Source organism: Nocardioides sp. AN3 (genome assembly GCF_054653495.1).
Window position 1 is genome coordinate 1 of record NZ_BAAIGC010000038.1, and the last position, 25457, is coordinate 25457.

The following is a 25457-nucleotide window of genomic DNA, read 5'->3' on the forward strand; positions in this document are numbered from 1 at the left end:
AAGTGAGAGACGACGTTCGGGTGCGATCAACGGGGCCTTGTGGCCTGCGTCTCGAAACCGTACGGGCCGATGCTTGCATACTGTGATTATCGTTACTAGCGTCCTTTGCAAATTGCTCACCGGTTTCAGGTGGACGGGAGCCAATACGGCGCCGGCTATTGGCCCCGACGGTGTGCTCCACGGTCACGGGCCCTTTCGTTGTCGGGTGGTGCGGCGAAGTACTGCCTTGTTGTGCAGTGCCAGGGGGCTCCGGCTCCCGCTGCCAAGAAAAACCACAAAAGGCCTGTTGATCTTGCTGAAACCATGATTAAGTTCTGAATAGATGAGGTCGTCGATCTAGGAGCGTCACCATGGAGATCAAGCCGATCGATGCCCCACTCGGAGCGGAGGTGGTCGGGGTCGACCTGACCGAGTCCTTGAGCGAGGCTGAGATCATGGCCGTCCGCAAGGCGTTCGCCGACTACTCCCTGCTCGTAGTCCGCGGACAGGATCTCGAGGGGGCGGACCAAGACCGCTTCGTCCAGTATCTCGGCCCACTGGAGCGGTTTGACAACGGCGCCTATCACCAGTTCATGACGAACAGGAATGTCGAGAACGCTGCCGGCGATGGAGGGGGGCGCCTGCTCTTCCATAACGACGGGGCCTACCGAGCTCGACCGCGCTCCGGCACGTCGCTGTATGCGATCGACGTCTCGAGCACCTCGGCTCCGACGCTGTTTGCCAGCGGCGTTCGAGCCTACGAGCTGCTCTCTGACGAAATGCGTGCGAAGGTCGAGGAACTGCACGCCGTCAACATCCTCGACTACGACGACCCGACCCAGGAGTCGCGGCGAGTTCGTGAGGCGGACTTCCCGCAGGGCCGGACGCTCGCGGATGTCCGTCATGCAGTGCACCCCGTCGTGTTGACGCTGCCGCACAGCGGCCGCAAGACGCTGTTCGTCAGCGAGTTCTACACCAGCCACCTCGTCGAGTTCGGTCCGCACTCGGACGAGGGCGAAGCGGTCCTGCAGGAGCTGTTCGAGGTGCTGTACGACGCGTCGAACACCTCCTCACACCACTACGCCAACGGTGACCTGGTCGTGTGGGACAACTACGCGGCTCAGCACGCGCGTTCGGCGGCAGTCGACTCCAGCACGCGCCACCTGCGTCGGCTTGTGCTGAGCAGCCTCTCATGGGACGCGCCCGACCTCGGCTGACCGTGATCCTCGCACGCGATTCCCACGGCGTGGGGGATGCTCCGCACCTTCCAGCCTGTCGATCGGAGCAGTCGTGAACGTACGTGAAGCCTGGCCCAATCTGTCGGCGGATCTCTCGATGGCGGCAACCCGTCTGCGTGCTCGTCTGCATGCCGAGCAGGCAGTCGTGACCGGCAAGCAGACGCTGTCGCAGCTCTCGGTCCTGGGACGCGTGGCAGACGCCGGGGACATCACGGTCGGCGAGCTCGCGAGGGTCGAGCACATCAGCCAGCAGTCGGCCTCCGAGATCGTCGCCGCGCTCAGGAGGCAGGGTCTGATCACAAGCCGCATCGATCCGCTTGATCGCCGTCGGGCGCTTCTCGATATCACGCCGGCGGGAAGCGATCTGATCGAGGCGATCCTTCAGCGACGGAGCGTGTGGCTCGCGTGCGCCTTGGATGTCAACGTCAGTGACGCCGAGTGGGCCATCCTCGCTGCTGCCAGCCTCATCATGGAGCGGTTGGCCGCCTGCGGTCCGCTCCCTGAGGAAGTGCGAGGGTCCGACCTTCGAGCGGCACGGGCGGTGGACTCGCGGTGCGACCGGCAGGTCGGCGTAGCCGGTCGTACGTGACCCGCCCCGTATCTCGGGAGTTCGGTGATCGGACCAGGGACCGTGTTGCGGGTCACATGCAGAATTGTTAGTATCATGAACATGGTTTCGGGATGTTACGCAGACCCCGGCCAATCGACGAAGGTGGTAGCAAGAATGACCAACGTGGCAGGCAGCCCCCATGGTGGCTGGGATCTCAGCACGGGTGTGAGCCTTCGTGGCTACCACGACGTGGAGGAGGTTCTGCGCCGGAACCGCGACTTCCTGCTGGAGGGAACGAAGCAGGAGTCGCTCGAGTTCGTCGGCGGGACCCTCGTGGCCATCGACGGTCGCGAGCACCTCAACCGCCGCAAGGGGCTCGCCCGGATGCTCAGTCCGAAGATGCCGTGGGGTGCTGAAGGCAGGGCGTTCGACGAGATCTTCCAGCACTACATCGACCTGACGAAGGCCGACGCTGAGCCGGGCGCCACGGAGGTCCGATTCGACCTGCTCGACTTCGCGGCGCGCGTGTACTGGCGGTTCATGGCGAGGATGATCGGGATCGACCAGATCGAGACCGAGGAGGACATCGAGCGGTTCCGCGAGCTCGCCACCCACGTGGTCATGGGGATCACCATTGAGTACGCCCCTGACGAGCACAAGGAGGAGCTCCTCGTCAACGCTCGGCGGTCCGTCGAGGCGATCCGCGAGGAGATCTACATGCCGAGCTTCACGCGGCGGTTGGAGCTCGTCCGCGAGGCCGGCGACGACGTCGCCAAGAAGGACGCACTCCCGGGCGACCTGATCACCAGCATGATCGCCGTGCAGGAAGACCTCGACGCCATCGACGACACCGCGATCTTCCGAGAGATGGTGGAGCTCATGGCGGGTTCCATCAACAACCCCGTCGCCATCTCGGCCTACGGGCTCGACGACATCCTCCCCTGGCTTGAGAAGCATCCCGAGGACCGCGCGCGCATCGAGGACCGCGCGTTCCTCAACGCTGCCCTCGCGGAGTCGCTTCGACTGCACCGAGCGACTCGTCCCTACCTTGCCCGCATCGCCCAGGAGGACGTCACTCTCGAGAGTGGACGCGAGATCAAGAAGGGGGATTGGGTCTACGGCTGGCTCGGACCCGCTGACCGCGACCCGTCGGTGTTCGGTGAGGAGGTCGACGTCTACGACCCACACCGTAAGCCTCTGAAGGAGAAGGTGGCCGGTTGGGGGCTCTCCTTCGGTGCCGGCACTCACATGTGCCTCGGCCGCCCCATCCTGATCTGGGAGCAGGGCGACAACGATGCCCAGGGCGTCTTGGTCAAGATGCTCCGCCTGCAGTTGAAGCACGGCATGCGACTCGATCCTGAAGGCATCCAGGAGGAGGCCACGGGCTCGGAGGGCGGCACGCGCTTCGTCCGCTACGACGTCGTCATGCCGTTGTAGACAAGCCCGGCACCAAGCACAGATCCAGAGAGAAGAACGATCGTGGTTGACAACACCGACCAGTCGCAGATCAAGCTGAGGCTGCGTCACCGTGCCGAGATCGCCCGTGACGTCGTGCGGCTCGAGCTCGAGCCGGTCGGCGGGGACGCCCTGCCGGCATGGACGCCGGGCGCGCATCTCGACATGCGATTGCCGTCTGGTCTTGCGCGACAGTACTCGCTCTGCGGGGATCCCGCTGACTCTGCGACCTACGCGGTCGCCGTCCTGCGTGAGCAGGAGAGCCGCGGAGGGTCGAAGGAGATCTTCGACGAGTGGACCGTCGGCACCGAGATCCTGTCTCACCCGCCACGCAATCACTTCTCGCTGGCGGACGCGCCAGAGTACGTCCTTATCGCCGGAGGCATCGGGATCACCCCGATCAAGGCGATGGTCGAGGAGCTGGAACGGCGGTCCGCCACCTGGCGTTTGTACTACGGCGGCCGGACCCGCGAGTCGATGGCGTTCGTCGATGAGCTCGAAGCGCTTGGCGGTGAGCGCACGACGATCGTCCCGCAGGACGTGGACGGCCTGCTCGACATCGCCGGGATCATCGGCTCGCTGGCGGCCGACGCGGTCGTCTACTCTTGCGGCCCCGCTGCCCTGCTCGACGCGGTCGCGGAGGCCTGCAGTGCGGCCGGTGTCTCGGACAGGCTGCACTTCGAGCGCTTCACTGCTCCCTCCGCGCCTTTGGAGTTCGACGAGAGCGGCGACATCGCGTTCGATGTCGAACTGCGAGCATCCGGTGTGACGCTTCACGTTGCGGCTGACCAAAGCATCCTCGAGGTCGTCCAAGAGATACGGCCCGACATCGCCTTCTCGTGCCAGGAGGGCTACTGCGGGAGCTGCGAGTCCAATGTGCTCGAAGGTGAGCCCGTGCATCGCGGCACGTTGATGACGCCGGAGGAGCACGACGCCGACGGCACGATGCTCATCTGTGTCGGTCGATCGAAGTCGGCCAAGCTGGTCCTCGATCTCTGAGCAGCGCTCGTGCTTCGGGCGGCGACGCCTCCGGTGAGGCGGACCCCGCCGAGCCACGGGCATCGTCAAGACGTCACCCGAAGGAGTCTCGAGGTGTCAGCACAGTTCTTCATCGGAGGTCACTGGGTTCCGCCCTCATCCGGTCGGCTCATCGATGCCGTCGATCCCTCCACGGGCGGCGTGCTCGACCAGATCGCGGCAGCCGAGCACTTCGAGGTCGACCAAGCAGTCGCTGCTGGGCGTGCCGCTTTCGCGGTCTGGTCCGCGACGCCGCCACCGCAACGCATCGAGCTCGTGGCCGCGGCGATCTCGAGCCTCGACGAGCAGAAGGAGGAGCTTGCCGGCCTGCTCTGCCGTGAGGTCGGGACTCCGATCGCGGAGGCGCGGGACAGGCAGGTGGCACGGGCCCTGGAGATCGGGCGTTTGCTCTGCGAGTCGGCCGCGGGGCTGCCTTGGCGTGAGACCGACGGCGGCATGGAGACATCCCGTGATCCCGTCGGCGTCGTCGCGGCGGTCACGTCGTGGAGCCGACCGCTCGAGCAGATGATCATCAAGGTCGGCTCGGTGCTCCTCGCCGGTTGCACCGTCGTGCTGAAGCCCTCGGAACTCGCGTCACTGGCCGCGTTTCCCCTCGTCGATGCCTTCGTTCGGGCTGGCCTCCCGGCAGGTGTCCTGAACCTGGTGACCGGACGTGGCATCGTCGGGGAGGCCCTCGTGTCGCACCCGGGTGTCGATGCCGTGACGTTCACCGGCACCACGGAGGTCGGACGTCACGTCGCGCAACTGGCCGCGAGCGGGCTCAAGCGGGTGGTCCTCGGTCTCGGAGGGAAGTCTCCGTCGGTGCTTCTCGACGATGCCGACATCGAGTTGGCGGCGCGCGCGACGGTCGAGAGCTGCTTCTCCAACTCCGGGCAGGCATGCGGGTCGCTATCGCGGATGCTCGTACCGCGCCGGCTGCAGTTGGAAGTGGAGGCTGCGGTCGCCAGAGCTGTGGCTGAACTGCGAATGGGTCCTCCCGCGGATGAGACGACGTCGATCGGACCCCTCATTTCCGCGAGCCAGCGGGTGGCCGTCCTCGAGCTCATCGAGTCGGGGATCCGCGAGGGCGCTCGCCTGCTGGTCGGCGGCCCGAACGCTCGCGTTCCGGCTGGAGGTCATTACGTGGCGCCAACGGTGCTGACTGACGTCGCCCCGCACATGGAGGTGGCCCGGTACGAGGTGTTCGGGCCTGTGCTGTGCATCGTGCCGTACGACAACGAGGACGACGCCGTCCGGATCGCGAACGACTGCGCCTACGGCCTCGCTGCGGCCGTCTGGTCGGGCGACGCCGAACGCGGGCGAGGAGTGGCGCGACGAATCCGCGCGGGACAAGCGACGGTGAACAGTTCCAGGCTCCGGCTCGATGCGCCCTTCGGCGGGTCCGGCGACTCCGGCCAAGGGCGCGAGCGGGGAGCGGAAGGGATCTTGAGCTTCACCGAGCTCAAGACCCTCGGCGTCTCGGTCACCGGTGAGCGTCTGAACTTGCACGGGTTCTCGCCCGAATCGGGTGCCGCGTCGTTCGGCCGGCATCGCCACACAGAAGCAGATGGAGGAATGGCGTGAAGGTTGGCATTGTCGGACTGGGAAACATGGGGGAGCAGATCGCCGCCTCCATCGTGAGGGCCGGGATCGATACGTTCGTCTACGACGTGCGGCCTGAGCCGGCGCAGGCCCTCGAAGAGCGGGGCGCTAAGGCATGTGGCTCGGTGGCGGAGCTCGCCGGCCTTGTCGACGTGGTCGGCGTAGTGGTCCTCAACGAGGCTCAGGTGCGCGACGTCGTCGAGCAGGTGGTCGCTGTCGGGCACGCGCGGGCCGTCATCATCCACAGCACTGTGACGCCCGCATTCGTGCAAGCCCTCGGGGCCGACCCGGCCTTCAAGGACATCGCCATCGTCGACGCCGCAGTGGCCGGCGGCGTGGCGCGCGCGAAGACCGGCGACCTCACGGTCATGATCGGTGGCAGCGACGAGACCGTCAGTACGGTCTGGCCGGTCTTCGACGCGATCGGGCGTGAGCTGTTCCACTGCGGTCCCGCAGGTGCCGGCTCGGCGGTCAAGCTCGCCGTCAACTTCATGACGATGTCGAGCTATAACCTGATGCTCGAGGCGACCGACTTCGCGCGGGCGTACGGCATCGATGAGGACGACCTCGTCACGGTGCTCACCACGAGCTCGGCAGACTCGAAGCAGATCCGTGCCTGGGGCCTCCAGGACCGCATCCGCCGCAACAACCCGCCGGGCACGACACCCGCCGAGTTGGTGTTCGAGAAGGACCTCAGCTCGTTCGCTTCCGCCGCGGGGCAGGCAGGTCTCGTGCTGCCGCTGGCTTCGGTTGCCGCCACCACGACCGTCCGGAGGATCGAGCGACGCGACAGCTACCTCGACTCGCTCGGGGACGCCTATACGCCAGCTCCGCGCTGCTCGGTCTGCACACTCGAGCTCGCGGCGCCCTTCCGCGAGGCCGGCGTCCACCCGGAGTGCGCCGGCCAGAAGTAGCCCTCACAGCCACGATGCCCGCAACCAAGGTTGCGGGCATCGTCTGCTGCAGAGCTGACAGAGCCGATCCGGGCTCGCACGGATCAGGCTGTCGCTTCGCGGTTGCTCGGCTCGATGGGCAGGAAGTAGTCCTCGATCGGCAGGTCGGCCCAGACGAGCTCCTGCTCGCGCAGGTATCGCCCGAGTGCGGCCGTGGTCGGCTGGTTTCGTTCCAGCCCGTAGGGCCACGGGTCGCCCCCCATGACGGCGTACTGCTCCTCGACGGCGGCGAGAGTCCACGGCATCGTCGGGTAGGAGACGCTCGTCGACCACAGCTTCTCGATCGCGAGACGCTTGGTCTCTTCGAAGGCGTCAACGAGTCGCTGTGCCAGGAGCGGATCAGAGGCGAGGACCTCGCGTCGCACGACCAGGGTGTGCATCACGGGAAAGATGCTCGTGCGCCGGTAGTAGTCGCGTTCGACCGCCGGTGCGTCGAGGAACAGTCGGCGGATACCGGGTGGCGGAGGGTAGGTCCCGGCGCCGATCCAGGCGTCCGCGACGCCGTCGCGCAGAAGCGCGGGCAGGCTGCTGGCGTCGGGCGCCGGCGAGATGTCGACATCCGTCGGGAGCTTCAGTGTCGCCTCGTCGAGGCCGACGGGAGCGCGGTGGGTGATCCAGGAGACGTCTGTCGGTTTGACGCCGTACTCGTCCTGGAACGTGCCTCGAAGCCAGACGGCCATGGTCATGCCGTACTCAGGGAGCGCGATCGTCTTGCCGGCGAGCTGAGCGGGGCTCTCGAGCTCTGAGTCTTCGCGGACCCACACGTTGCTGTGACGGAACGACCGCGAGATCCAGACCGGAAGGCCGGCCAGCGGGCAGTCGTCACCGAGCTTCGATCGCATCGTCATGTAGAACGACGAGGAGAGCTCGCCCCCGGCGAACCCGCCCTCGCCCGAGGACAACAATGCGAAGGCGTCCTTGGGGCTCGAGACGATGTGATTCTCGATGTCGAGACCGCTCGCGGCGGCCACCGCAGGCAGGTTGGCGACGCGGTCGTAGCTCCCACCGAACACGAATCGAAGGGGCTCTGGCATGGGGTTACCTCCTGCTCGGAGCGAACATTGCCCGTAGTGCTGCGAGCGTTGCCACTGTGGAAAAACATAGATACCATACGCACAGATTCTCGGGAAGGATATGCGGCGGGTCGCCTGGAGTGTCCCTCGGCCGTCGTCCATCGCACAGGAGGAACAGATGATCTTTCGTCACGTCGTACAGATGACCTGGAAGCGGGAGCCCTCGGAGGAGGACCTCGCCCTGTTCAAGAAGGTCCACGACGACCTCGGAGCTCAGGCGCCGACGGTTCGCGCGTTCTCGCACGGTCCGGACGCCGGTGTCCGTCCGGGCGGTGCGAACTGGGCGCTCGTCGCCGACTTCGACGACGCTGAAGGCTGGCAGGCCTACGGCAAGCATCCGGCCCACGACGTCGTGCGCGAGACCCTGAAGGACCTGGACCTGGTGGGCGGGATCAGTGTCGTGCAGTACTGGACGGAGAAGTGATGATCGGTCTCGACCGCGCAGGGTTGCAGTACGTCGGAGGGGAGTGGGTCCCCTCCGCGAGCGCAGAGCGGATCGCGGTCGAGAACCCGACGACCACCGAGGTGCTCGCTGAGGTGGCAGCCGGGTCGCCGGCGGACGCGGAGGCGGCCGTGAAGGCGGCTCGGGGTGCGTTCGACGCCTGGTCGAGGACACCGGTCCAGGAGCGCATCAGGGTCGTTCGCGCAGCCGCGCGCGTGATCGAGACGAAGGCGGCCGAGGTTGCCGAGACGATCACCGCCGAGCTCGGATCCCCGGTGAGCTTGACGAAGACGACGCAGGTGGGACGTTCGGTCGAGGTGCTCGACGCGCTCGCAAGGGCCGCTGAGAAGGTCGAGTGGTCATCGCAGATCGGCTCGACCGCGGTGTACCGCGAGCCGATGGGCGTCGTTGTGGCGATCACGCCGTGGAACTTCCCCCTGCACCAGGCGGTTGCCAAGGTCGGCGCCGCTCTGCTCGCCGGCTGCACGGTGATCCTCAAGCCGTCGGAGCTCGCGCCGCTCAACACCTATGTCCTAGCCGATGCGTTCAGCGAAGCGGGTCTTCCGGCCGGGGCACTCAACATCGTGACCGGTCGCGGTGACACGGTCGGCGAGGCGTTGGTCGCCGACCGACAGGTCGACGCAGTCTCCTTCACCGGGTCGACCCCGGTCGGGCGCAGGATAGCGGCGACCGGTGCGGCGACGATCAAGCGTGTCTCTCTGGAGCTGGGTGGCAAGGGTCCATCGATCGCCCTACCCGACGCGGACATCGCTGCGGTCGCGAAGGCCACGGCCGCGCGCTGCTTCGGCAACTCCGGTCAGGTGTGCGCCTCACTCACGCGGCTCATCGTGCCGAACGATACGGTCGCCGAGGCAGAGGCTGCGGCTGCGGAGTTCGCGCAGAGTCTCACGGTCGGTGACCCCTCCGACGAGTCGACCACGATGGGGCCGGTGGTTTCGGATGACCACAAGCAACGCGTGCTCGGCTTCATCCAGGCGGGCATCGCCGAAGGAGCTCGGCTGGTCGTCGGCGGACCCGACGCCGAGGTGCCTCAGGTCGGCCACTACGTCGCGCCGACGGTGCTCTCCGACGTCACCTCGTCGATGACGGTTGCGCGCGAGGAGATCTTCGGGCCGGTGCTCTCGATCATCGGCTACGACGACGTGGACCAGGCGGTTGAGATCGCCAACGACTCCGATTACGGCTTGACCGGAGCGGTCTGGGGCGCCGATGCGGCTCAGATCGCGAAGCGGCTCAGAGTCGGACTTGTCGGCGTCAACGGCGGCCGGCTGAACATCGACGCCCCTTTCGGGGGCTACAAGCAGTCGGGATACGGCCGCGAGTTCGGGGTCTACGGCATCGAGGAGTTCCTCGAGGTGAAGTCGGCTAACTTCACCGCCGAGGCCCACGTGCTGCCGTGACGTCGACGGCATGATGAGCGGGGGAGGGTCGATGTCGCAGGAGCTTCTCGTCGAACAGGTCGGGCGGGTACGTGTCCTCACCTTGAACCGGCCCGAGAGCCTGAACGCCCTGTCGATGAGCCTTCAGTCGTCGCTTGTCGAGGCGCTGCTCGACGCAGGGTCCGATGACGACGTGTCGGTCATCGTGTTGACGGCCGTGGGAGACCGCACATTCTGCCCCGGTGTTGATCTGAAGGAGATCCGTTCGTTGCCGGGTCAGTGGCGGGGCCCCTATGCCGGCGCCGAGCGCTCGGTGTGGGACGTGTTGTCGACGACGTACAAGCCGACCATCGCCGCCCTGAACGGCGCCGCGGTCGGAGGCGGGTTCGAGCTCGCGCTTGCCTGTGATGTCGTGTTCGCGGTGGGTGGGAGCCAGGTCGGCATGCCTGAGGCCAAGGTCGGCATGGCCGGCTCGTTCGGCACGACTGCGCTCTCTCGCCGCGTGCCGAGAGGCGTTGCCTCGGATCTGCTCTTCACCGGCCGGCTCGTGCCGGTGGAGGAGCTTCAACCGTGGGGGCTGGTGCAGCGGATCGTGGCACCCGGTGAGGTCCGCGAAGCGGCCATCCAGTACGCCGAGGCAATTGCGCGGAACGCGCCACTGAGTCTGCGGCGGATGAAGGAACTGATGGTCAAGGGTCAAGCCCTTCCGCTGATGGCGGCGGTGACCCTCGACGTCGGGCCGAACCCCTATCTCTCCGAGGACCGTCAAGAGGGCATCGCTGCCTTCCTTGAGAAGCGCGAGCCGCATTGGCAAGGTCGCTGATCGGCCAAGCGCCAGAGCCTACGTATCACGTCGGCCGAGTGGTTCGGCCGACAGAGAAATCGAGAAGAGGTTGAAAAGCCATGAAGACGCATCTCAACTGCCCGTGTGGCGAGCTGATCAAGGGTGCTGACGAGAACGAGCTCGTCGCCGCGGCGCAAGAGCACCTCAAGCAGAAGCACCCCGACCACCACTACACCCGTGACGAGATTCTGTTCATGGCCTGGTGACGCTCGCGTTCACCGGGCGAGGAGCTGGCGCGAGTTGCCGGTGGTGATGGCTGCCGCTGCTTTGGCGCCGGCGTGCCGCTCCAGCTTGCGGAGCCAGCCAGGCACGATCTCTGCTGGCGCAGGATGGTCCGCGTGGCCGAGGTCGGCCCCGAAGACGAGGAGCTCGTTCGGGTAGTGGCCGACCAGCGACAGTGACGCGTCGGGCGGATCGGTCAGAAGGTCCGGAAGGATCCCGAGCTCGAGATGGGCTCCAAGTCGTCTCAACTCCGGGCCAAGCGGGTCGGCCCAATGCATGAACGCCATCTTCGGATGGTTCACCAGCAGTCGCTCGACGCCCCGCTTCCTCGCTTCGGTGAAGACCACGACGGTCTCCTCGACGCTGAGGTGGCCACTGCCGAGCAACAGATCATGATGGGCGACCGCGTCGAGGACGTCGTACCACTCCGCTCGCAGTCTGCCGTCCTCCACGACGCCGACGGCTCGAAGGGTGACGTGCGAATGGACTGCGAGCTCGGGGGAGCGTGACGACGCCTGGTGGTTGGGTGACGAGACGGTCGGCATCCACACGACGCGCCCGCCGAGGCGAGCGGCGACCTCGACCGCGTCGGGATTGGCGCCCCCGACGGGGCTGTTGAGCACGATTCCGCCGTACACGTTCTCGCCGGCGAGCGCTGCTCGCTCGACCGTGCTGCCTTCGTGTGCCTTCAAGACGATCGTCGAGATCCCCTGTGCCTGCTCCGCCGCCACGGTCTCTCCGTCGTTCCCATGTCGTGGCATGAGGCTGGGTGAGGCGTGGACGTGAAGATCCGTCATCCCTTCGGCCCACGACGGCCGCTCGGCCGGCTGCGCGGTCACAGGACCGCCCACTCGAGCACCGGCTGTTCGTGGAGGCGGCGCCGCTGCACCTTGCCGGCAGCGGCGTCACGAGGGAGGGATTCGACCCGCGCGACGGCGACCGGACGCATGAACGTGGGCAGGTCGGCGACCTCCCGGCGAATCGACTCGACCGGGATGGCGGGCGCCACGACGTAAGCGACGACCTCCTCATCGACCATCTCGCTGGACCGTTTCCAGACGGCGTAGTCGTCGAGTCCATCGACCTTGGTGAGCCGGCCCTCAACGAACGGGATGGGGACGAACTCGCCCTTGACCCGGATCGACTCTGACTGGCGTTCGAGGAAGACGAGCCCTCCTTCCCCGTCGTCGAGGCCGAGGTCGCCCGTGTCGAACCATCCGTCGGCATCGCGTGCCGAGTCAATGCCACCGGGAACGACGTAGCCGTCGAACATGGCACCGGGCTCGAGCTCCCGCACGAGGATGGTTCCGTCGGGACGGAGCCTCCACTCCAAGTCTTCGCGAACCTTCCCGCCGTGACGGCCGGCGTCAGGGGATATCTCGCCAGCGGTCGACCAACAGGTGAGATGGCTGACTCCACCGAGCTCGGTCGAGCCGTAAGCCGAGACAGCCTTCGGGATCCCGAAGGCACGCTGGAACTCGGCGTCGGCATAGAACATGGCGCGAATCCGATGCCCTGCCGCGGCGTCGGGCGTGGTGCGCCGCTTGAGGATCTCCACCGGGGGGGCATGCAGTATGCACACGCTCACGCCGGCGCCCACGACGTCGGGCCAGAACGAGCTCGCCGAGAAGCGACGAACCGTCAAGGCGTCGGCGCCCGCCAGGAGGGCCGGGATCACGCCGTACCCCAGAGGGTTGACGTGGTAGAGCGGCAGCGGGGCGAGCACCCTGTCGACCCTGTCGAGCTCAAGCACATTCGCCATCACGCGGGCGAGGCGTAGGAAGTACGACCCGCTCTGAGCGCAGAACTTCGGCAGCCCGCTCGTCCCCGATGTGTGCATATAGGACACCACCGCATGAGGCGAGACCGTAAGGCCCGGGAGGCCCCGCTCGGACGACTGCCTATCGGTGGTCCGGCTGCCCATGATCGCGTGATGGTCCATGACGACCTGCGGAACGAGAGGATCCAGCATCTCCTCGATCAGTGCGGCTGGGTACGTGGGATTGACCAACGCGACGGGGGTACCGGCTAACAGGGAGCCGAGCCACGTGACGATGTAGTCCGTGCTGTTGTGCGCAATCATCGCCACTCGGTCACCGGGCGAGAGTCCGGAGTCGAGCATCTCGACTGCTCGTCCCGCTGCCAGCGCGAGCGCGTCATCCAATCGGAGCTCGTCGCCGAGGATGCCGATCCGGAGATCGGGCCGGGCCTTCGCGGTGGCGACGATGACTTCGGCGAGATTGCCGGTCATGCCAGGCCCTCGTGTCCGGGGTCCTCGAGAACACGCCGCGCGATGTGATTGCGCAGAATCTCGACCGACCCACCGGCGACCTTGTAGACCTTGATGTCGTTCGCAATGTCCGTCAAGGGCTGGTCGCAGTACAAACCGTGGCCGCCGGTAAGGGTGTAGGACGCCTCGCTGGCCAGCTCCGCCGCGGCCGCCGCCAACTTCTTAGCCGTCGACGTGTGGAGTGCGATGTCAGCGCCTGCTTCGTGGGTCAGTGCGCCGTGGTCGCGCGCAAGCGAGGCCGCCTGAAGAGCGGTCCAGGCGTTCGCCACCATCCATTGGACGCCTTGGAAGTCGGTCACCGTGACGTCGCCGACCTCTCGATCTCGGCCGTACTCGAGCCCGAGATGCAGCGCCCGACGTCCGAGCCCAATGAGGTCTGAGGCGTTGCCCAGCCGGCTCACGTTGAACGTGGACAGGAAGGTGTCCATGCCCCTCCCTGGCTCGCCCAGGATTGCGCCGGCAGGGACTCGCACGCCTTCGAACCCGACGTCGGAGGTAGGGATGAGGCGGGAGCCGATGGCCTCGGTCACCCGCCTTCGAACGCCGGGGAGCGAGGTGTCGACGAGGAAGCTCGTGAGCCCCTCGGGAGCCATGGCGTAGACGAGAGTCACGTCGGAGTCCGCGCCCAGGTTCACGTGGGTCTTGCTGCCGTTGAGGATCCAGTCGCCGCCATCCCGGACAGCGGTGGCTCGCATCTTCCTGAACGACGAGCCGGCCTGCTTCTCACTGATGGACTCTGAGAAGACCAAGTCGCCGACGGCGATGCCGCGAAGCCACTGATCCTTCTGCTCGTCGGTGCCCCAGTCGAGCAGCCACCGCACGCCCTGGCTGGCCACCTGGCTCGGCACCAGCCCATGGCGAGCGATCTCCTCGTTGACTACGACGTACTCAGCGACTCCACCGCCAGAACCGCCCCATGCGGCCGGGGCCATCACACCGACGTAGCCACGACGCCCGAGCTCCCGGTAGACCTCGCGCGGGAAGCGGTTCTCGCGGTTCGCAGCATCGAGCTCTTGGCGAGCGTCGGCTGCCAGCGAGGCGAGCTCGGTCGAGGTCACATCGATCCAGGATGACTTCGCCGAGTCTTCTCGCAGCAGCGGGAACATCAGGTCTCCTCAAAAGCGGGTGCCGTTGGGTAGCAGAGGAAGGGTTGACACACCATAACTACAATTAGCATATTAACTGTGGCGGACGCCATGTTGATCCTTTGCGGACCGGCTCCGCCCGGAAGGAGACCAAGACGTGGCTGCCGCTCAGGACCGCCCAGGGCAGCTCTCTGCCTACAAGCTGACCGGACGCGTAGCCCTGGTGACGGGTGCGTCCCGCAATCTCGGGCTCGGGATGGCGAAGGCCCTTGCCCAAGCGGGGGCCGACGTGGCCATGGTGGGCCGCGACCCGCAGACGATCACGGCCGCGGCCGCGGAGATCGACTCCGTGGGGCGTGTCTCACTGCCCGTTGTCGGGGACGTCTCCGCCGTCGACGATCACGAGCAGATCCTGAGCGATGTGATCGATCGCTTCGGGCGACTTGACATCCTCGTGAACAATGCGGGCGTCAACCGGCCTAAGAGTCCGGCGGCGATCACCCCTGCCGATTATGACGAAATCCACGCTGCCAATGCACGAGGCCCGTTCTTCCTCGCTCAGGCTGCGTTCCCTCACTTGGCGGCCAGCGGGCACGGAAGCCTGATCAACGTCCTCTCGGTGGGCATGTGGACGGGTGGACCCGAGCTTCTCCTCTACCGCTCCTCGAAGCTCGCTCTGTACGGCGTGACGATGGTGCTCGCGCAGGACTGGGCGAGGCACGGCATCCGTGTCAACGCGATCGCGCCGGGCATGGTCGGTGAACGAACAGGGGGGCGTGCCCTCGATCCTGATGCCGAAAGGTTCGCCGCCCGCACGCCGCTCGGCCGCCGCGGCACCGTCGAAGAGGTGGCCAGTGCGGTGCTCTATCTGGCCAGCGACGCGTCGACGTTCACCACGGGGTCGGTGCTCAAGATCGACGGTGGGACCGTGACCTTCTAGTCGTGGCCAACGTTTCCGGGAGAGGGATGAGTACATGCTGCAAGGTCGTCGAGTGATCGTCACCGGCGGTGCTCAGGGCATCGGGGCCGCCCTGGTGAACGCCTATGTCGAGGCCGGCGCCCGGGTCGGGTATCTCGACAATCAGGACCGATGCGAGCACCACGGGGCACCGAACGGCGATCCCGTGACCGACGCCGCGGCGTTCTCGCGTTGCGACGTCACCGTCGCGGCGAGCGTCGATGCCGCGTTTTCAGAGCTGACAGACGTTCTCGACGGTCTCGATGTCCTTGTCCACCTGGCGGCGATCATGCTGCACGCGAAGGCCGAGGAGATCACGGCGGACGATTGGCAGCGCCAAATGACGGTCAACACCCTCGGCACATTGCTGACGAACCAAGCGGCATTCCGTCACCTAAAGAACCATGGCGGCGCCATCGTCAACTTCGCCTCCGGGGCCGGTGTTCGCGGGTTCGCGGGCGGTGCCGACTACGCGGCGAGCAAGGCGGCTGTGCTCGGCTGGACACGGAGTGCGGCGATGGAATGGGGCGCCTACGGCATCACCGTCAACTCGATATGCCCCGGCATCGAGACGCCGATGGCGGCCGATCACCGAGCCAACATGAGCCCGGAGCAGCGCGCTCGCGCCGAGCAGAGGCTTCGCGACGTGACGCCGATCGACGGCGCGCTAGGCGACGTCCAGCGCCATCTCGCGCCGCTGCTCATGTTCCTGGCAAGCCCTGGTGCCCGTTTCATCACGGGGCAGACGCTGGCCATCGACGGCGGCCGGACGATGGTGCGCTGACGCCCGCCGTGCCGGCGCTGGGCGCGATCCACGCCCGCTCCCATGAATACAGTGTTGGAAGGAAGTACATGTCTGATGAGTGGACGGTCTGGCACGAGTTGCTCGACCTCGGGTTCGGTCAGAAGTTCTATGACGTCGACGGGGTTCGCACGCGCGTGATCGAGGCGGGCGAGGGCTCGCCGATGATCTGGTTGCATGGCGGAGGGGGCCACGCTGAGACCTATGTGCGCAACCTCGGCGCCCATGCGCCGTATCGGCGCAACTATGCGCTCGACATGCTCGGCCAGGGCTTCACCGACACGCCGGAGGACTGCGATTACTTCACCAGCGATGTCATCGAGCACGTCGTCAAGTTCATGGATGTCGCCGGGATCGACAAGGCGGACTTCAGCGGGGAATCCTTCGGGGGCCGAGTCGCCTCCTGGGTTGCCATCAAGCATCCGGAGCGGGTCCACAAACTGATCCTCAACACCGGAGGCGGTCTGCCGGCGACCGACCCGAAGCACCAGAGTGATGTCACCGACCTGATGGCGCGGACCAAGGCGTCGCTCGAGAGGACGGACTTCGACTCGGTCCGGAGCCGGATGGAGTGGCTCGTCTACGACCCGGCGTCGATGCCTGATGAGCTCGTCAGGATCCGGCAGGCGATCTATGAGCGTCCTGGCATCAAGAGCTCGCTGACGAAGCTCTTCAGCCGGCTCTTCGACCCTGAGGACGCAGCCAACTATTGGCTCACGCCCGAGCGGGTCGCAACGATCAACGCGCCGACACAGGTGGTCTGGACCGACCACAACCCAATCCACTCCTGGGAGGATGCCCGGGCAGGCTTTTCGTACATACCGGACGTCCGATTCCACCTCATCGAGAATGCGGCGCACTGGCCTCACTTCGAGCAGCCCGACGAGTACAACGAGGTCACCCTCAAGTTCCTGCTCGAGGACTGAGACCCCGCCGATCGGATCCCTGTGGCGGAGCGACGAGATGGCGCGATCTGAGGATGGGAGCCTGTCTCACCGCAGCTGGTGAGGGGCGAGTGCGGGTCTCAGTCGAGGGGAGGGACCTGGGCATCGGCCAGCCTGGCCATGATGGTGACCGCCCTGGCCAGCGTCTCGCGCTCCTCAGCGCTCACGTGCATATCGATCGCCCGAGCAAGCCAAGCGCCGCGGTAGGCCTGGATCGACTCGACGTACTCCTGACCCTGGGGAGTCAAGGACAGCAGTAGCTTGCGGCGATCTCGAGGATGGGGTTCTCCCTGCACCAGCCCCTGCGCGCGCAGCGTCGTCACGATTTCGGCCACCGACTGCTGCCTGACGTGCTCGGCGGCGGCGACGTCAGTTGCGGTGATGGGTTGGTCCTCGGCGATCCGGCCGAGGACAGCGAGCTGCGACAGGCTTCGGTTGGTCAACGAGGACTGCTCGCGGCGTAGACGCGCTCGCATGCGTGTGATGACTCGCGCGAAATCAATGGCGAGGGCCGAAGTCGTCTGCCGCGCCATAGCCGAAGTGTACTGGCCGCCGGTGGGCCCGACGGGACCTCCGGCGACGGGTGTGACCACGACTGTCGCACGGGCATCAGCGCCCGTCTCGGCCAGGCTTCCGCTGCTGTTCATCGGTCGCCCGCTAGGAGGAATATCTCGCATCGATCGAAGCCCATTCCACCGGCACCTGGTTAAGGTCCGCATAGGCAACGCGCCACGATTCGCCACCCTCGAGCAGATGAGTGGCCATGGCGACCTCGGCATCTTCCGGAGAGCCGGTCCGTAGACTCTCGGCGATCTCCTCATGGGCCGCGAGCGCCCGGGCTCGTTGTTGGTCGGTGAAGTTCGCGGGAACTGCGCCGTATGCCAAGCCACCTGCCACCGACTCGAGGGCCCCGACGAGGAGCTCCAAGACTGGGCATTCGGCCGAGGAGGCGATCAAGCTGTGGAAGTTGATCGTCTCCTCGCGGAACACCTCGCGGTCCTGAATGTTGGTGGCCATGCGCGCGTTGCTCGCGTCGAGTGCGGCGAGGGTGTCGAGCGAGACTTGCTGCGCGGCGAGGCGGGCGACCAACGGCTCCAGGACCTGGCGGGCGTAGAACACCTCCGAGAACGACACCTTCTCGAACTGGAGGAGCAGTGTGAGCGCCTCGCCCAGATCCGACGCCTTCGGACTACGCACGATCGGGCCGCCATCTCGACCGGATCGGATGGTGAGCACGCCCCGACTTTCCAGGAGGCGCAGCGCCTCGCGAAGTGTGCTGCGACCGATCTGGAACGATTCGAGCATCTCGCGCTCGTTCGGCAGGCGCGTTCCCTCGGGAAGTCGCTCCGAGACGATCTGGGCGGTGAGCGCTCGGGCGATGATCTCTGATTGCTTGAGCGGTCGTCCGGCTGGTCTGGGCATCTCGTCCCCTGAATCGGGCTCACCCTGCAGTGCACAGGATATGTGATTATCAATCATAGAGTAGACGCTCGCCACTTGATCTCCGCCCTAGTTGAAGTCCTCACGAGGCTGGCAGGTGAGCGGCCACGGAGGCGGTCGATGTGGCGACGCGCATCTGTACTCTGTAGGTCTGGTATTCATAGTCATGATAGGCATAGGATATGTGCGCTGGGTCACAGGAGGCCATATCAGGAGACTCGGGTCACGGCCGCCCGGCAAGTAGACCAGGAGGACATACCCCGATGATCACCAAGCCCCGAGGCGCCGCACGATGGCTGGCGCTTGCTGCCACGGCCACGACAGGAACACTCCTGCTCTCCGGCTGCGGCTCCGGCTCTGACGCCAACTCCAGCGGGAGCGAGACGAAACCGACCTCGTCGGCCGCCAAGGCGTGCGTCGACAAGGCCGACGCGTTCCTCGCCGACTGGGAGAAGTTCCCCACCGCACTGCCCGCCTCGCCGCCGGCCCGATACACCAAGCTGGACAAGGCGCCCCCGGCCGGCAAGACGCTCGTCTACATCCGGCAGAACTTCCCGGCGACGGCGTCCACCTTCAAGGGTGTCGAAGAAGGTGCTAAGGCGCTGGGCTGGACCGCGAAGTCGGTCGTCTACGACAACACGGTGCCTGACTTCTTGGCGAAGCTCGATACCGTGATCGCGCAGAAGCCCGACTTCGTCTCGTGGTCCGGCTTGCCCGCCGCCGTTGCCCAGAAGCAGATCGATGCAGCCAAGGCAGCTGGTATTAACGTCGTCATCAACTCGACGACCGACACCCCGGTCTCGAGCCCGGGCCTCGCTGGCGTGGGCAACGCCACTGAGACCGCCAAGCTCATCGCCGACATCCACGCGAACAAGATGCTCGCGGACTCCGGCTGCAAGGGAAATACCGTCGTCTTCAGCCTGGACTACCCCATCATCGACGTGAGCGACAACGAGTATCAGTCGGTCGTCCGGCAGAATTGCCCGGACTGCAAGGTGAGCGTGGTCAAGATCCAGCCGCAGGACATCGGCACCCCCAAGGCGACCCAGCAGATGGTCTCGAAACTCCAGGCCGACACCTCGACCAAGTACGCCTACACCGTGATCGGCGACATCGCCGGTGGCCTGGCGCAGGCGCTCAAGACGGCTGGTCTGGATGACGTCAAGATCTTCGGCCAGGTCCCGAACGACAACAGCATCGCGGATCTGCGCGCCGGCACCAACGCGTGGTGGGTGTTGCAGTCCTCGTACGTCAACGGCCTCGACACCGATGACATGGCGGCACGCATTGCTGCCACTGGCGCGCTCCAGAAGGACACCGGCGGATACCCGCTCGCGCTCCTCACCAAGGAGAACGTGCCGGACGGCGAGGGCGTTCCCACTGTCCCGTCGAACATCGCCGAGCTCTACAAGGGTCTCTGGAACGTGAGCTGAGCCTGGCTCACGCCAACCGAATGGCCGGACGACCCCCAGGTCGTCCGGCCATTCCCGTTGCGCCGAGAGTCCTGGGACGGCGCTGAAGACCCGCCTACTCCCTGGCTCGGACCGGGCTCACGGTCGGCTCCATCACGAGGATGCTCGGGCGCGCGCTCTGTACCGGGAGGGTCCGACCGGCTGTAACGCGTCGATGGATGAAGCTACTGGGCGCAGGGATGCAGGAATCGGACGTATGCGAGTCAGACGTACCTTCCCCGCGGGACGTGTTAAGCGCCGATCGCATCTAAGGACGACGCCGGTCTGTGACGGGCTGGATCGGCGACGTCGATCCGGTCCTGCATCGAGCGCAGCCGTAGAAGCACTCGAGGGGTTCGGCGACCACGTGGATCGCCGAGCCCCTCGAGTACTGCGGGAGTCAGGTTAGGCCCGACTCACTCGCTTTCGCGCTGCCCAGACGGCGAAGCCGACGGCCACCAACAGGATCACGCCCTGGACCAGGTCGGCGATCCACGGTGAGTCCGGATACTTCAACTGGAGGCCGCGCACGGCGACCGCCACGATGTACATGGCAACGACGGTGCCGGCGATGTTGAAACGGCCGGGCTCGATCTGCGTCGAGCCCAGGAATGCGGCGGCGTACGCAGGGAGCAGGTAGGGCAAGCCACCGGCATACGGGGCTGTCCCCAGCTGCATCGTCAGGACCACGCCGGCCGCGGCGGCAAGGACACCCGAGGCGATCAGTGCTCGCCACGTCACGAAGGTGACATTTACGCCGCTGAGTCGGGCGGCCTCGGGATTGCCGCCGGCGGCATACACGAAGCGGCCGGCTGGCGTGTGCTCGAGCACATACCAGGCGATCAGTGCGATCCCCAGCATGTAGTAGACCGGCGCAGGTATGCCAAGGGGGCCGACGCCGCCGAGCGACGTGAACGTGGGGTCGATGCCGTAGAGGATCGTCTCGCCGCTCGCGATCCAATACGAGACCGCCGCGAGGATGGACGACATGGCAAGCGTGCCGATGACCGGGTCGATCTTGAAGCGCGTGACGACGAGTGCGTTCGCACAGCCGACGAGGGCTCCGATGGCCAGCGCGATTGCTACCGCGAGCAGCCAGTTGATGCCGGCGGCTGCCTGCAGCTTGCCCACGACGCTGATCGACAGCGACATCGTCGCGGCGATCGACAGGTCGAAGACGCCGGAGATCAGGCAGATCGTCGCCGCGAGCGCGATGATGCCCGTGATGGCCTGGCTGGCCAGGAGCACTCGGACGTTCGCCTCCGTTCTGAATGTCTCCGGGATCCAGAAGCTGAAGACGAGCAGCAGGACGAGAATGATGTAGACACCTGAGAATCGGTCGACCGCCAGTCGGTGGCTCAGTGACTTGCGTGGCTTGCTGGACGTTGAGCGATCCGCGGTGCTAGCCGTCGGAGGATTCTCCACTGAACTGGTCATGTCATCACTCATTCGTGCTGTGGAAGTCGGTCGTGGACGGGGAGATGTTGGTCATGATGCAGAAACGGTTTCGATGGTGGCCTCGAAGATGCGTTCGGCCGTGGCCTCGGCGCGCGACAGCTCGGCCTTGACACGGCCTTGGCTCATCACGACGACGCGGTCGCAGATCGCGCTGAGCTCGAGCTCGTCGGAACTGCAGACCAGGATCGCCGTGCCGTTGTCCGCTGCTTCGAGGAGTAGTCGGTGGAGGTCGGCCTGTGCTGCGACGTCGACGCCTTGGGTGGGCTCGTCCAGGAGGAGCACGGTGGGGTGGGTGCGCAGCCACTTGGCGAGCACGACCTTCTGCTGGTTCCCACCGGACAGGGCCGCGACAGGGGACTCCGTCGACGGAGTCTTCACGCTGAACCGCTCGACGGCCTGCTCGGCGGCCTTGATCTCGGGTGCCTGTCGCACGCGGCCCCACTTGACGAAGTCGACGAGGCTGCTGAGGGTCAGGTTTCGGCGCACCGACTGGGTCATCACGAGGCCCTGCCGGTGTCGGTCGGCGGGGACGAGGCCCACGCCGCATCGAATGCTCTCCTCGGGCCGCATCGGGCGGACTACCTTGCCTTTGACCGCCACCTCGCCACCACGGCGAGCAGAGCCGAACACCAACGAACAGATCTCCTCGCGGCCCGATCCGCTGAGGCCGGCGATTCCCAAGATCTCACCGCGGTGCACGTCGAGGTCGAGGCTCTCCACCACGTCACCGTCGACCCCGCGCAGGCTCATGACGACCTCGCTCGACGCGCTGACGGGAGACTCGCGTCGCTGGAGTGCGCGGTCGGTACCGCCGGTCATCAGGGATACCAGCGAGGCGGTGTCCAGGGCATTGGCGGGAGTTGTGGTGATGACCTCGCCGTCTCGGAGAACGGTCACCCGATCGGCCACACCGAACACCTCCTCGAGGTGATGGGTGACTAACAGCACTGGCGTACCGCGGTCGCGAATGCGGCGGAGCAACGTGAAGAGATGCTCGACCTGACCCCGGGGCATCGTTGCGGTGGGCTCATCGAGCACCAGTAGGGAGCCATTATCTCGCCAGTCCTGGAGGGCTCGGGCGATCGCCAGGGCGGTGCGCTGGAAGACACTGAGCGAGGAGGCGAGGGCGTCGACAGGGAAGTCGTCGACGACGTGCGAGATGATCTCACGGGCCTTCTCGCGCTGGGCCGACCACCTGATACGGCCCCCGGCGCCAGTCGTATATCCGAATCCCAGGGCAAGGTTGTCAATGCCGTCGAGGTTGCCTACGAGTCCGAGGTCCTGATGCACGAATCGGATGCCCAGCTCGTGGGCAGCTTTGGCGTTGCCCAGTGCGAGATCCCGACCGTTCACCGAGGCCACACCGCCCTCATCCGGTTGGTGAACACCGGCCAACACCTTGATCAGCGTCGACTTACCGGACCCGTTCTGGCCGACGAGGGCATGGATCTCACCGGGTTCGATCTCCAGGTTGACGCTCTTGAGCGCGCGGACGCCCGGGAATGTCTTCGACAGGTTGGCGATTCTGAGCACGGCGGCGCCCGAGGAACCGTTACTGGTCGAGTTCGGGTCCGTCATCGGGGGCGCCTTCGCTGAACCATGATCATAGTAGTAATGTAACGTGGGTCACGATGAGTGACAAGAGAGCCTTCGAAGGGCGTTCTGGTGACGACGGCGTACGCGTCCCCACGCCACATGTGGCGAAGCCATCGACGGGCGCTACGCCGTCCCCCTGTCAGCCGGCAGCGGGTCCGGCTGGAAGGCGTTGATCCGAACCTGCAGTGCGCCGGCCCAGTGGATCGAGAGCTTGCGGTGCCTGATCCGCCAGCCGTCCGTGGTTCGGACCAGTTGGTCGACGAAGGTGCAGGCGTCGTAGAAGTGGTAGCCGCCGTCGCTCTGGTCGATCGAGGTGTGAGTGGCCAGTAGATCGTGGCGAGCTGTCGCGGTGTCGCCGTCGATCGTGACGATCGGGAGCCCGAGCATGTGTTGCCAACGGTCGAAGGCTGCGGTCATGACCCCGGTCTTATCGGAGCTCCCACGCATCCAGGCGAGCATGTCGCGCCACGGAGCGGGCTCGCAGCCGCCGGCGCTGTAGTCGACGATCGCATCATCGGTGAAGACTCGCGCCCACGTCGCGGCCGTGCCCTCGAAGTGGGCGCCCTGGAAGTCGTCCTGCCCCGCTGCGTACAGCGCGAGCACGTCTTGAATCGCGAGGCGGTCCAGCAGGTAGCGGACATCGGCTTCGATGGTCATCCTGGATCCTTTTTCATCGGCGTGAGCGGTGCAGGCAGCCGATGGGAATCTAACGGATCCTCTCTATCATGCATAGGGTTTTCGTTCGAACCCGGCCTTGACCGCCCAGCGGCGGTGCGAACCTCGATGCGAATCGTCAGCGAGAACCGAGGGGCGGGAGAAGGGACCACTGGACGGGCTGCGCCGAGAGATCGTGGTAGGCGGCCTTCCAGTTCGCCATCCCCTCCTCGAGATGCACCCGCATCGCCTCCTCGGCTGCATCGGGATCGCGCTCGACGAGGGCCTTCAAGATGTTGCGGTGAGCTTCGAGGACCGTCGCACGCTGTTCATGGGTGAACTCCGCGGCCACCTGACCGAAGGCCATGCCGCCTGCAACGGACTCCAGTGCTGCGCAGAACATCTCGAGCACGGGGCTCTGCGCGGCCGACGCTACCAACTCGTGGAACCGCCGGTTCTCCTCGCGGAAGAGATGGCGATCATCAAGATGAGCCGCCATCTTGTCGTTGGAGTCGTGAAGGGCGGCGAGGGTCTCGTCGTCGATGCCTTCGGCTGCCAGCCTCGTCACCCGTGGTTCCAGTGCCTGTCGGGCCGTGAAGACCTCCGAGAACGGCACCCGTTCGAACTGCATCAGGAGCGTCAGCGCCTCGCCGAGATCGGAGGCGCGGGGTCGCCGTACAATCGGCCCTCCGTCCCGCCCCGAGCGGATCGTCAGCACCCCGCGGCTCTCCAACAAGCGAAGGGCCTCGCGCAGAGTGCTGCGACCGACTTGATAGGTCTCGAGCATCTCGCGCTCGTTCGCCAGCTTCGTCCCTTCCGGAAGGTCTTCCACGACGATCTGGTTGGTGAGGTCGCGAGCGACGATCTCGGCCTGCTTCATCGGCCTCGATATCGGTCCAGCCATGGTGATCCCTTTCCTGGGGGCGCTCGCGAGGGCTTCATTGGCCCGCCAGCGACGCGGACGCCTTCGGTGGCAAGCGTTCCTATGGTAGTCAAAGATCCGTTTGGCGCGCGAACGTGAGGCGCAAGGGTCAGGTATTCCACCAGAGGGGCGTTGTAGTTCTCGCCGTGGGGCGATACGATAATTATCGTAGACAGAGTTAGGACGAGGGGTCGGGATGCTTGTTTCACGCCTGGGATACATCACCGTCAACGTAGAGGACCTCGAGGCCGCGGTCTCGCTGTTCGAGGGGCCGGGGCAACTCCAACTTAACGGCCGCTCCGCTAGCAGGGCCTTCCTCGGCGGTAACGGGGATCACCATTGGGTCGAGGTCCGACAAGACTCGTCGAAGCCCGCCGGACTCGTGCGCATGGCCTTCGAGCTGGACGGGGGCAGTTCCTTCGAAGAGGTGGAGAAGGCGCTCGCAGAGGCAGGTGTTGCCTATGAGCGCGTTCGCAACTTCGACCAGGACTTCGTGACTGAGGCCGTCCGATTCGTCGACATGGACGGCACCGAGGTCGAGATCTTCACCGGCATGGCCAAGATCGCGGGCGGCGCACAGCCGAAGTGGGCTCAGGTCGACCAGCTCCTGCACGTCGCCGTCTCGGCATCGGACTTCGACCAGGCCCTCGCCTTCTATACCGGGGTCCTCGGCTTCGGGGTCTCCGACTTCATCGAGGACACCACGGCCTTCCTGCACGCGTCCAACGGGGCTCACCACTCGCTCGTGCTGCAGCGGCGACCCGGCCCGCGGGTCGTCAACCATGTGTGCTTCCAGACCAAGACGTTCGACGACGTCATGCGCGCGCGGGCAATCGTGCGTCGGGCCGGACTCGAGCTGCGTGACGACCTCATTCGTCACGAGACCTCCGGCTCGATCGGCTTCTACTTCGAGGGCCTTCCGGATGGGCTCGGTGTCGAGTTCTGCATCGAGCACGGGTTGGTCGTGCCCGGAAACCATCAGCCGCGCACCTTCGTCCGCACGATTCGGGCCAAGGACGTCTACGAGCCGCCAGCCGGTTACTGATCACGGCTGTCTGCCCCACTGCGTAAGGACTGATCGA

25 protein-coding genes are annotated in these 25457 nt (G+C 66.0%); 15 read left to right on the forward strand and 10 right to left on the reverse strand.

The annotated features are described in order from the left end of the window. Nucleotides 1-350 precede the first annotated feature (350 nt). The 6 genes from ACYQ1K_RS24925 (at nucleotide 351) to ACYQ1K_RS24950 (ending at nucleotide 6755) form a co-directional block, all read left to right on the forward strand. Nucleotides 351-1196: a TauD/TfdA dioxygenase family protein gene (locus ACYQ1K_RS24925; protein ID WP_459986180.1), complete on the forward strand. Its 846-nt coding sequence runs from the start codon at nucleotides 351-353 to the stop codon at nucleotides 1194-1196. Between the two features lie 118 nt (nucleotides 1197-1314). Beyond that, the gene (locus tag ACYQ1K_RS24930; protein ID WP_459986182.1) at nucleotides 1315-1806 is read left to right on the forward strand and encodes a MarR family winged helix-turn-helix transcriptional regulator; all 492 of its coding nucleotides are present in this window, start codon (nucleotides 1315-1317) and stop codon (nucleotides 1804-1806) included. A gap of 135 nt (nucleotides 1807-1941) precedes the next feature. Then, on the forward strand, nucleotides 1942-3204 hold the full coding sequence (locus tag ACYQ1K_RS24935; RefSeq protein ID WP_459986183.1) for a cytochrome P450: 1263 nt from the start codon (nucleotides 1942-1944) through the stop codon (nucleotides 3202-3204). Nucleotides 3205-3246: 42 nt separating this feature from the next. Then, entirely contained in the window at nucleotides 3247-4221 is a 975-nt protein-coding gene (locus ACYQ1K_RS24940) for a PDR/VanB family oxidoreductase (RefSeq protein WP_459986185.1), read from the forward strand. A 93-nt stretch (nucleotides 4222-4314) separates the two neighbouring features. After that, entirely contained in the window at nucleotides 4315-5823 is a 1509-nt protein-coding gene (locus ACYQ1K_RS24945) for an aldehyde dehydrogenase family protein (RefSeq protein WP_459986187.1), read from the forward strand. Further along, nucleotides 5820-6755, forward strand: coding sequence for an NAD(P)-dependent oxidoreductase (locus ACYQ1K_RS24950; protein ID WP_459986190.1), 936 nt, complete (start codon nucleotides 5820-5822; stop codon nucleotides 6753-6755). Before ACYQ1K_RS24945 ends, ACYQ1K_RS24950 begins: the two co-directional genes overlap by 4 nt. Before the next feature lie 83 nt (nucleotides 6756-6838). Here the strand turns inward: ACYQ1K_RS24950 and ACYQ1K_RS24955 are convergent, their stop codons facing one another. After that, nucleotides 6839-7828: a substrate-binding domain-containing protein gene (locus tag ACYQ1K_RS24955; protein WP_459986193.1), complete on the reverse strand. Its 990-nt coding sequence runs from the start codon at nucleotides 7826-7828 to the stop codon at nucleotides 6839-6841. A 157-nt stretch (nucleotides 7829-7985) separates the two neighbouring features. Between ACYQ1K_RS24955 and ACYQ1K_RS24960 the strand changes: the two genes are divergently transcribed. The 4 genes from ACYQ1K_RS24960 (at nucleotide 7986) to ACYQ1K_RS24975 (ending at nucleotide 10759) form a co-directional block, all read left to right on the forward strand. Next, a complete protein-coding gene (locus tag ACYQ1K_RS24960; protein ID WP_459986194.1) occupies nucleotides 7986-8291 on the forward strand; it encodes a Dabb family protein in 306 nt (101 codons plus the stop codon). After that, nucleotides 8291-9730, forward strand: coding sequence for an aldehyde dehydrogenase family protein (locus ACYQ1K_RS24965; RefSeq protein ID WP_459986195.1), 1440 nt, complete (start codon nucleotides 8291-8293; stop codon nucleotides 9728-9730). The genes ACYQ1K_RS24960 and ACYQ1K_RS24965 overlap by 1 nt, the downstream gene beginning before the upstream one ends. Before the next feature lie 31 nt (nucleotides 9731-9761). Continuing rightward, nucleotides 9762-10532, forward strand: coding sequence for an enoyl-CoA hydratase/isomerase family protein (locus ACYQ1K_RS24970; protein ID WP_459986196.1), 771 nt, complete (start codon nucleotides 9762-9764; stop codon nucleotides 10530-10532). A gap of 80 nt (nucleotides 10533-10612) precedes the next feature. Further along, a complete protein-coding gene (locus tag ACYQ1K_RS24975) occupies nucleotides 10613-10759 on the forward strand; it encodes a DUF1059 domain-containing protein (protein ID WP_459986198.1) in 147 nt (48 codons plus the stop codon). Between the two features lie 9 nt (nucleotides 10760-10768). On the opposite strand, the gene ACYQ1K_RS24980 is transcribed toward ACYQ1K_RS24975, so the two are convergent. From ACYQ1K_RS24980 to ACYQ1K_RS24990, 3 genes are read right to left on the reverse strand one after another with little or no spacing between them, the layout of a single operon-like run. Further along, a complete protein-coding gene (locus ACYQ1K_RS24980; protein WP_459986247.1) occupies nucleotides 10769-11572 on the reverse strand; it encodes a DUF6282 family protein in 804 nt (267 codons plus the stop codon). A 38-nt stretch (nucleotides 11573-11610) separates the two neighbouring features. Further along, nucleotides 11611-13026, reverse strand: coding sequence for an AMP-binding protein (locus ACYQ1K_RS24985; RefSeq protein ID WP_459986200.1), 1416 nt, complete (start codon nucleotides 13024-13026; stop codon nucleotides 11611-11613). Next, nucleotides 13023-14171, reverse strand: coding sequence for an acyl-CoA dehydrogenase family protein (locus ACYQ1K_RS24990; RefSeq protein ID WP_459986202.1), 1149 nt, complete (start codon nucleotides 14169-14171; stop codon nucleotides 13023-13025). Before ACYQ1K_RS24990 ends, ACYQ1K_RS24985 begins: the two co-directional genes overlap by 4 nt. A gap of 136 nt (nucleotides 14172-14307) precedes the next feature. Here ACYQ1K_RS24990 and ACYQ1K_RS24995 point away from each other — a divergent pair, with 136 nt between their 5' ends. The 3 genes from ACYQ1K_RS24995 to ACYQ1K_RS25005 all read left to right on the forward strand — a co-directional run bounded on the left by ACYQ1K_RS24995 (nucleotide 14308) and on the right by ACYQ1K_RS25005 (nucleotide 16836). Continuing rightward, entirely contained in the window at nucleotides 14308-15090 is a 783-nt protein-coding gene (locus ACYQ1K_RS24995; RefSeq protein ID WP_459986203.1) for an SDR family NAD(P)-dependent oxidoreductase, read from the forward strand. Nucleotides 15091-15124: 34 nt separating this feature from the next. Then, a complete protein-coding gene (locus ACYQ1K_RS25000) occupies nucleotides 15125-15892 on the forward strand; it encodes an SDR family NAD(P)-dependent oxidoreductase (protein WP_459986204.1) in 768 nt (255 codons plus the stop codon). Between the two features lie 68 nt (nucleotides 15893-15960). After that, complete coding sequence (locus tag ACYQ1K_RS25005; RefSeq protein WP_459986205.1) at nucleotides 15961-16836, forward strand: alpha/beta fold hydrolase; 876 nt, start codon at nucleotides 15961-15963, stop codon at nucleotides 16834-16836. A gap of 98 nt (nucleotides 16837-16934) precedes the next feature. Here ACYQ1K_RS25005 and ACYQ1K_RS25010 read toward each other — a convergent pair whose 3' ends face one another. Then, nucleotides 16935-17297, reverse strand: a complete 363-nt coding sequence (locus tag ACYQ1K_RS25010) for a MarR family winged helix-turn-helix transcriptional regulator (protein WP_459986206.1) — start codon at nucleotides 17295-17297, stop codon at nucleotides 16935-16937. Between the two features lie 214 nt (nucleotides 17298-17511). Further along, nucleotides 17512-18351 (reverse strand): FadR/GntR family transcriptional regulator, encoded by an 840-nt coding sequence (locus ACYQ1K_RS25015; protein WP_459986207.1) that lies wholly within the window; start codon nucleotides 18349-18351, stop codon nucleotides 17512-17514. A gap of 206 nt (nucleotides 18352-18557) precedes the next feature. On the opposite strand from ACYQ1K_RS25015, the gene ACYQ1K_RS25020 reads away from it, so the two are divergent. Next, entirely contained in the window at nucleotides 18558-19727 is a 1170-nt protein-coding gene (locus tag ACYQ1K_RS25020) for a sugar ABC transporter substrate-binding protein (protein ID WP_459986208.1), read from the forward strand. 423 nt (nucleotides 19728-20150) lie between these two features. Here the strand turns inward: ACYQ1K_RS25020 and ACYQ1K_RS25025 are convergent, their stop codons facing one another. The 4 genes from ACYQ1K_RS25025 to ACYQ1K_RS25040 all read right to left on the reverse strand — a co-directional run bounded on the left by ACYQ1K_RS25025 (nucleotide 20151) and on the right by ACYQ1K_RS25040 (nucleotide 24357). After that, a complete protein-coding gene (locus tag ACYQ1K_RS25025; protein ID WP_459986209.1) occupies nucleotides 20151-21182 on the reverse strand; it encodes an ABC transporter permease in 1032 nt (343 codons plus the stop codon). Nucleotides 21183-21233: 51 nt separating this feature from the next. Further along, a complete protein-coding gene (locus tag ACYQ1K_RS25030) occupies nucleotides 21234-22781 on the reverse strand; it encodes a sugar ABC transporter ATP-binding protein (RefSeq protein ID WP_459986210.1) in 1548 nt (515 codons plus the stop codon). 141 nt (nucleotides 22782-22922) lie between these two features. After that, nucleotides 22923-23456, reverse strand: coding sequence for a nuclear transport factor 2 family protein (locus tag ACYQ1K_RS25035; protein ID WP_459986212.1), 534 nt, complete (start codon nucleotides 23454-23456; stop codon nucleotides 22923-22925). 136 nt (nucleotides 23457-23592) lie between these two features. Beyond that, nucleotides 23593-24357, reverse strand: coding sequence for a FadR/GntR family transcriptional regulator (locus ACYQ1K_RS25040; protein WP_459986214.1), 765 nt, complete (start codon nucleotides 24355-24357; stop codon nucleotides 23593-23595). Between the two features lie 214 nt (nucleotides 24358-24571). Here ACYQ1K_RS25040 and ACYQ1K_RS25045 point away from each other — a divergent pair, with 214 nt between their 5' ends. Continuing rightward, nucleotides 24572-25420: a VOC family protein gene (locus tag ACYQ1K_RS25045; RefSeq protein WP_459986216.1), complete on the forward strand. Its 849-nt coding sequence runs from the start codon at nucleotides 24572-24574 to the stop codon at nucleotides 25418-25420. Nucleotides 25421-25457 lie beyond the last annotated feature (37 nt).

What these genes read in the sequence shown, in the direction of transcription:
- ACYQ1K_RS24925 (WP_459986180.1), top strand. Translation starts at nt 351, where the DNA reads ATGGAGATCAAGCCGATCGATGCCCCACTCGGAGCGGAGGTGGTCGGG.
- ACYQ1K_RS24930 (WP_459986182.1), top strand. Translation starts at nt 1,315, where the DNA reads ATGGCGGCAACCCGTCTGCGTGCTCGTCTGCATGCCGAGCAGGCAGTC.
- ACYQ1K_RS24935 (WP_459986183.1), top strand. Translation starts at nt 1,942, where the DNA reads ATGACCAACGTGGCAGGCAGCCCCCATGGTGGCTGGGATCTCAGCACG.
- ACYQ1K_RS24955 (WP_459986193.1), bottom strand. Translation starts at nt 7,828, where the DNA reads ATGCCAGAGCCCCTTCGATTCGTGTTCGGTGGGAGCTACGACCGCGTC.
- ACYQ1K_RS24960 (WP_459986194.1), top strand. Translation starts at nt 7,986, where the DNA reads ATGATCTTTCGTCACGTCGTACAGATGACCTGGAAGCGGGAGCCCTCG.
- ACYQ1K_RS24965 (WP_459986195.1), top strand. Translation starts at nt 8,291, where the DNA reads ATGATCGGTCTCGACCGCGCAGGGTTGCAGTACGTCGGAGGGGAGTGG.
- ACYQ1K_RS24970 (WP_459986196.1), top strand. Translation starts at nt 9,762, where the DNA reads ATGTCGCAGGAGCTTCTCGTCGAACAGGTCGGGCGGGTACGTGTCCTC.
- ACYQ1K_RS24975 (WP_459986198.1), top strand. Translation starts at nt 10,613, where the DNA reads ATGAAGACGCATCTCAACTGCCCGTGTGGCGAGCTGATCAAGGGTGCT.
- ACYQ1K_RS24980 (WP_459986247.1), bottom strand. Translation starts at nt 11,572, where the DNA reads ATGACGGATCTTCACGTCCACGCCTCACCCAGCCTCATGCCACGACAT.
- ACYQ1K_RS24985 (WP_459986200.1), bottom strand. Translation starts at nt 13,026, where the DNA reads ATGACCGGCAATCTCGCCGAAGTCATCGTCGCCACCGCGAAGGCCCGG.
- ACYQ1K_RS24990 (WP_459986202.1), bottom strand. Translation starts at nt 14,171, where the DNA reads ATGTTCCCGCTGCTGCGAGAAGACTCGGCGAAGTCATCCTGGATCGAT.
- ACYQ1K_RS25000 (WP_459986204.1), top strand. Translation starts at nt 15,125, where the DNA reads ATGCTGCAAGGTCGTCGAGTGATCGTCACCGGCGGTGCTCAGGGCATC.
- ACYQ1K_RS25005 (WP_459986205.1), top strand. Translation starts at nt 15,961, where the DNA reads ATGTCTGATGAGTGGACGGTCTGGCACGAGTTGCTCGACCTCGGGTTC.
- ACYQ1K_RS25020 (WP_459986208.1), top strand. Translation starts at nt 18,558, where the DNA reads ATGATCACCAAGCCCCGAGGCGCCGCACGATGGCTGGCGCTTGCTGCC.
- ACYQ1K_RS25025 (WP_459986209.1), bottom strand. Translation starts at nt 21,182, where the DNA reads ATGACCAGTTCAGTGGAGAATCCTCCGACGGCTAGCACCGCGGATCGC.
- ACYQ1K_RS25030 (WP_459986210.1), bottom strand. Translation starts at nt 22,781, where the DNA reads ATGACGGACCCGAACTCGACCAGTAACGGTTCCTCGGGCGCCGCCGTG.
- ACYQ1K_RS25035 (WP_459986212.1), bottom strand. Translation starts at nt 23,456, where the DNA reads ATGACCATCGAAGCCGATGTCCGCTACCTGCTGGACCGCCTCGCGATT.
- ACYQ1K_RS25040 (WP_459986214.1), bottom strand. Translation starts at nt 24,357, where the DNA reads ATGGCTGGACCGATATCGAGGCCGATGAAGCAGGCCGAGATCGTCGCT.
- ACYQ1K_RS25045 (WP_459986216.1), top strand. Translation starts at nt 24,572, where the DNA reads ATGCTTGTTTCACGCCTGGGATACATCACCGTCAACGTAGAGGACCTC.